This window comes from Streptomyces sp. NBC_01142 (assembly GCF_026341125.1).
GTDB lineage: Bacteria > Actinomycetota > Actinomycetes > Streptomycetales > Streptomycetaceae > Streptomyces.
This window is the reverse complement of sequence record NZ_JAPEOR010000011.1, coordinates 36,113-42,286: the sequence shown is the minus strand read 5'-3', so window position 1 is coordinate 42,286 and position 6,174 is coordinate 36,113. Positions and strand designations below refer to the sequence as shown.

The window sequence follows — 6,174 nt, the reverse complement described above, 5'->3', positions numbered from 1 at the left end:
TGTCTGCAGTACATACCCCGCCGTTCCAGCCGCGGAAGGCGGAAATTCTTGACGCGACACTGCGTGATGGTTCCTACGCAGTCGACTTCCAGCTCGACGAGAAGTTCGTCGGTGAGCTCCTCGGCCGGCTCAATGAGACGCCGATCGGCAAGGTCGAGATCGGACACGGCCTCGGCTTCGAGGCGGAGCGGTCCGGCATCAAGGCCTGCAACATCGATCTCGCGCGCTGGTGCGCGATCGCGCGGGAGGAGCTGACGGCCACCTCGTGGGGCATGTTCGCGCAGCCAGAGTTCAGCCGGCTCTCCACGCTCCGCGAACTTTGTGACGAGGGAATGTCGTTCGTCCGCATCGGCATGGAGCCCGAGCGGGTCCCGGACCACCTCGAGTACATCGAGCGCGCCACCGAGATCTGTGGCGAGGTCTACCTCAACCTGATGAAGACGAGCGGCACGCCCGCTGAGGAGATTCCCGGCCTGCTGAGTGGCGTCACTCCCGCCATCGCCGGTGTGTACGTGGTGGACTCGTACGGCTCCATGCTTCCCAGCGACGTCCACCGCTACGTGGCCGTCGCGAAGGAGAGCTTCTCCGTCATCGGATTCCACGGCCATGACAACCTGGGCATGGCAAACGCGAACAGCATCGCCGCGATCGAGGCGGGCGCCGCGATCGTCGACGGAACGCTCGACGGAATAGGCCGCGGCGCCGGCAACGCGGAGACCGAGTCGCTGGCCGGGATCATCAGCACTCTCGGTGAAGATCGGTTCGACTACAAGCAGCTGGCCAGGCTCGCGCACTTCTGCCGGACCAGCCTGGACCTCCTGCCCGAAGACCGGAACATGCAGGTGCTCGGCGGCGTGATCGGCATGCACTCCGGATTCTTCCCGCTCATCGAGCAGTTGTGCTCCGAGCTCATCGTCGACCCGGCTTCCTTGATGGAGGCCGCCGTCGAGCTGGCCCCGCGGAGCGCGGGCAAGAACGACATCCGTGCCGCGGCTCAGCGAATTTCCCAGCGCACGGCCGTGGCCTGACCCCTTCAAACCACGCGAATAGGGAGCAACAAAGTGCGACTGGCACGGTTCAACACCGAAGACGGGCACCAGATTCTGGCGAGCCACCGCGGCGGCTGGATTTCACTGTCCGGCATCGAAGGCTACAAAGCCCCGCACCGCCTGGCCGACCTGCTGGACGCGTCCCGCAGGAGCGAGCTCGCCGGGCTGCTCGAGTCCCGGCCGGACGCCGAGCCGGCCGACGTCCGCCTGGAGGAGGCCGCGACCATCATCGACGCCGGCGACATCTGGGGGGCCGGCCTCAACTACAAGGGGCACTCCCAGGACCTGAGCGCACAGCAGCCCTCGTCCGGGCCCGGCTCGTATCTGCGGCCGGCCAACTGCCTCATCGGAAACGGCGGGGTGATCGAGCTTCCGTCGCAGAGCAAGCGGGTGACCGCGGAAGCGGAACTGGGCCTCGTCGTCGGGACGGAATGCAAGAACGTGCGGCGCGACGAGTGGAGGTCGGTCATCGCGGGTGTCACGGCCGTCCTCGACATGACTGCGGAAGACGTCATCCGAGAGAACCCCCGCTACATTCCGTGGGCCAAGGGATTCGACACGTTCTGCAGCGTGGGCCCGCAGCTGGTGACCCTCGACGAGTTCGAAGACGCGGACCTTCAGTCGATCCGGGTCTCGACCGTGCGCAACGGTGAGGTCGTCGCCTCCGCACAGGTCTCCGACATGAAGTACGACCTCGGCTACCTGGTCGAGTACTTCACGGCCGGCCGCACCCTCGTGCCCGGAACCGTCATCTGCACGGGAACTCCGGGAGCCGCAGTGATCAACTCCGGCGATTCCATCACCTCTGTCGTAGAGGGCATCGGCACCCTCTCCCACTCCGTGAAGGGCTGAAGGCGTGCCCGTACAGCAGATATCAGTGGCAGACGCGATCGAGCACACCATCCAGGAGCGTCCCGAATGCACTGCCCTGGAGACCGCGGACGGGGTGCTCAGCTACCGGGAATTCGGCGAGCAAGTGCGGGAGTTCATCGGGCAGCTCGAAGCACTGACCGCGCCCGGTGAGTTCATCGGGATCGAGGCCATACGTACCTCGGGCTCCATTGTCGCCATGGTGGGCGCATTGCGGGCCGGACGCCCGTTCGTGTTCATCGACCCCCGTGACAGCGGGTCCTCGAACAGGACCAAGGTGTCCTCGCTCGGTATCAACAGGGTCGCCAAGAGCCCTGCCTTGTCGCACCCGCCAGAGCTCGTCGACACGCCGGCCGAGTGGCGCGGGGACGCGGGAGAGCGGCAGCTGCGGGCACCTGCGGAGCTTGCGCCGTACCAGGGCAGTGTGGGTTACGCGATCCACACCTCGGGATCGACGGGGGAGCCCAAGTGTGTGCTGGTGCGCACCGGACCGCTGGCCCGGATGGTCCAGGACCATGTGCGCTCTCTGGAGTTGGGCACAAAGAGCCGTACGCTGCAGTTCGCCCGACTGACCTTCGACGGATGCATCACGGAGATCCTGTGGACCCTGACCGCAGGCGCGTGCCTGGTGGTTCTCGGTGAGGAGCAGCTCAGCCCAGGAACGGTGCTCCAGGCCACTCTGGAGAAGTTCCGCATCACTCATCTGAAGACGACTCCGTTCGCGCTGACGGCGACCGAGCCGTCGAGCGCGATGAGCCTGGAGCACGTCATCAACGGCGGCGGAGCCTGCCGCCAGGCGGTGGTACAGAAGTGGTCGTCGGAGGCGGCGCTCCACAACGCGTACGGGACCACGGAGACCACCGTCTGCAACTTCCTCAGCGACCCGCTGGACCCGGACGACTGCACCGAGTCCGTGCCGCTCGGCGCGGTGGTGGGCGATTGCAGTTACGACATCCTCCCCCTGCCGACGGCGGGCGGGGACGGGCCCACCGGATCGCAAGTCACCCGTGGTGAGCTGGTCATCACCGGCGAGAGCGTCGCGATCGGCTATCTGACCGCGCAGGGCCTGCGGCCCTTCACCGACGGCGCGGCGAGCCGGGTCTACCGGACCGGCGACATCGTCGAACGCCGCGGCGGGCAGGTCTTCTTCGTCGAACGGCTGGACCGGCAGCTGAAGATCCGGGGCTACCGGCTCGATCCCGGCGAGATCGAGAGCGCGGCATGCCGGCTCGACGGAGTCGTGGAGGCGGTGGTGACCGCAGAGTCGCATGAGGGCGCGGACGACTACGCCGCTGAGGCTCTGGTCTGCTACTACCAGGGCACCGTCACCCCCCGGGCGCTGCGTGCGCACCTGGAGACGGTCCTCGACTCCTACAAGGTCCCCTCGGTGATCCAGCAGATCGAGTCGCTTCCCTACACGCGTAACGGCAAGGTCGATCGCGACGCTCTCAAGGCCAGCCGTCATTCCGCGCCGGAAGTTGGTGAGACCGGCGGCAAAACCGTCCCGCCGGAGGAGCAGATCCTCGATCTGGTGCGCCACCTCACCGGTGTGAACGACGCCGCCCTCAACGACAACTTCTATGACATCGGTGGCGATTCGGCCTCCACGGTGATCCTCGTCAACAAGCTGAAGGAACTCGGCTGGATGGATGCCGGTGTCCGGGACGTACTCCGGGCGGAGAACTTGAAGGTCCTTGCCGACGAACTTCGTGACCGGGGTGTGTGAAAGCGATGTGTGGCGTATGCGGGACTTTTTCCCCGAACGGTGGGGTTGATCGCAGCATTGCCGCTGCCATGCACTCCCGGCTCATCCACCGTGGGCCCGACGAGACCTACTCGCTGAACACCGAGACGATCTCCGCGAAGCTCGGCCGCCTCGGCTTCACCGGCCTGACCGACGGGTGGCAGCCGGCCGAGGACCGCAGCGGCCGCTACGTGGCCATGACGAACGGCGAAGTGTTCAACGCTCGGGATCTGCGCGCCAGAGTGGGCGCCGACCGGCAGAACAACGGCGTCGACGTATCCGTCATCCCAGAGCTAGTCGCACAGTACGGGATCGAGGGACTCCGACTGGTGGACGGACAGTTCGCCACGGTCGTTCTCGACCGCGCCGAGAATGCGATGTTCCTGGCCAGGGACCGGTTCGGCATCTGCCCGATGTACTACACCGCTACGGGTCCGGACGTGCACTTCGCCTCGGAGATCAAGCCGCTGGTTCAGTGCGTCAGCCGGTCCTGGAAGGTGGATATGGGGGCGGTCGACCAGTATTTCTCGATGGGCAACATCGTCGCGCCGCGCACTCTCGTGAAAGAGGTGCAGGCCGTTCCCCCCGGCTGCGCCGTCCGGTTCGACGCCAGTGGCCGGGAGACCCTGCGTTACTGGCGCTACGGCGACTTCGCACCGGCCGCGGAACCCGTATCCGGCGAGGCGCTGCGCGAGGGACTGCAGCGGTCGGTCCGGGACCGCCTGCATGCCGACGTGGAGATCGGCGCCTATCTGAGCGGAGGATTCGACTCCACCGCGATTCTGACGGAAGCGGTGGCTCTCACTGCCCGGCCTGTCCGGACGTTCTCGGTAGTCTTCGACGATCCGGGCCTCGACGAGGGACGTTTCCAGCGGGAAGTGGCGCAGGCAGTCGGAAGCAAACACGAGCAGATCCTGTGCCGGCAGACCGACATCGCCTCGAAGTTCGAGCAGATGGTCCGGCACTGCTGCTATCCGCAGCGTGAGACGTACAACGTGGCCGCCATGATGCTGGCCGATAGCGTGCGCTTCTCCGGAATCAAGGGAGTGGTGTCCGGCGAAGGCGCGGACGAGCTGTTCTTCGGCTATGACTCCTACGCCTTCGACAGTGCGACCCGCTCGAGCCGGACTTCCCGCGCGGAGAACGAGCGGGCGTGGGGCAGGGCGGACTTCAGCTGGGAGGTCGACTGGCGCAAGGTGGGCCAGCGGCGGGACGACTACCTCGCCCCTGTGGCGCAAGAAGCGCTGGAAGGCGACGAGTTCTGGCGTACGAGGCTCATCCCGTTCTCCGAGGACGAGGTGAAGTCGCTTTCACCGATGCAGTTGCGCTCCATCGCCGACGTGTACGTCCAGCTGTCGGGCCACCTGCTCGGCGATCACGGCGACTCGATGCTCATGGGAAATTCCATTGAGGGGCGCTACCCGTTCCTCGGCAATGCGGTCGTCTCACTCGCCCTGCAAGTCGAAGACAGCGCGAAGGTGGTCGACTTCGAGGGGAAGGCCTGCCTGAAATCGGCGTACGAGGGAATCGTCCCGGACTCGGTTCTCCGCCGTGGGAAGCACGGATTCACCGCATACGATCTGCGCTCGGTCACGGATGCGCGGACCTGGGACGAGTGGCGCGGCCTCGTCGAGGCCAGTGGCATCTTCACTCCCGGCTGTCTCGGCACACGCGCCGGTCAGGGCGCGGAGAAGTGGGACTTCAGGCTCAGCGCGATCAGCATCGCCATGGTCATGGACGAGCTCGGCCTTGGACTCTGACTCCCGTGGCCCCGATACGCGCGCACTCGTGTCTGAGGATTGGAGAATTCAGTGAGTCCCGAGAGCCCAGGCATCATCGTCTTCCCGGGTGCCGGTTCGTTCGGCAGTGAGCTCCGTCCACTGCTGCGTGAGCTGGAACCCTCCGCGTGGCTCGCCCGGTATCCAGGCCGTTTCGGTAGGGATTTCGGCAAGGCGGCGGCATCGTTCCAGAAGGTCGTGGAGTCGTGCGTCACCCAGGTGGGGCGGCTTCAGCCGTATCGCCCGGTTCTCGTCGGGCACAGCTTCGGCGCCTACGTCGCCTATGCCACGGCAAGGGAACTGGAGGACCGCGGGACGGAGGTCTCCGCACTGGTGGTCGCCGGAGCCACCGCGCCGGCCCTGCTCACGGTGCCAGAGCAGGCGTGTCGGAGCCGGTCGGACACTGCGGCCTACCTGGACGGTATCGACCCTGGCCTGCTGCCGGACGAGTCCGATGAGTGGCGGGACATCGTTGTGGACACCGCGGGGGAGGACCTCCGGGTACTCAGGGAATTCACCGCCTCGGCCCATCCGGAAGTGCGGTGTCCGGTCTTCGCCGTGCGTGGTGAAGAGGACCCGCTCACGTCCGCAGGCGGAATCGGCGCATGGGCCGGTGTCACTGCCAAGGGGTGTATCCACCGGGAATTCCCAGGCGGTCACTCGGCCCTGCTGAACTCGCCCGAATTCGCCGCATGGCTGCGTGAGATACGTGTACGCGGCTGAGCAAACGCCG

5 protein-coding genes are annotated in these 6,174 nt (G+C 66.3%); all 5 read left to right on the top strand.

All coding sequences use genetic code 11. The features are described from left to right. The coding region (locus tag OG883_RS46325) for a hypothetical protein (protein ID WP_323181096.1) at positions 1-1,028 on the top strand (1,028 nt) is incomplete at its 5' end. 33 nt (positions 1,029-1,061) lie between these two features. Next, entirely contained in the window at positions 1,062-1,901 is an 840-nt protein-coding gene (locus OG883_RS46320) for a fumarylacetoacetate hydrolase family protein (RefSeq protein ID WP_266549119.1), read from the top strand. Between the two features lie 25 nt (positions 1,902-1,926). Further along, positions 1,927-3,645: a non-ribosomal peptide synthetase gene (locus OG883_RS46315; protein WP_266549116.1), complete on the top strand. Its 1,719-nt coding sequence runs from the start codon at positions 1,927-1,929 to the stop codon at positions 3,643-3,645. Positions 3,646-3,650: 5 nt separating this feature from the next. Further along, positions 3,651-5,423, top strand: a complete 1,773-nt coding sequence (gene asnB / locus OG883_RS46310) for an asparagine synthase (glutamine-hydrolyzing) (RefSeq protein ID WP_266549114.1) — start codon at positions 3,651-3,653, stop codon at positions 5,421-5,423. Between the two features lie 51 nt (positions 5,424-5,474). Next, on the top strand, positions 5,475-6,164 hold the full coding sequence (locus OG883_RS46305) for a thioesterase II family protein (RefSeq protein ID WP_266549111.1): 690 nt from the start codon (positions 5,475-5,477) through the stop codon (positions 6,162-6,164). Positions 6,165-6,174: the final 10 nt, after the last annotated feature.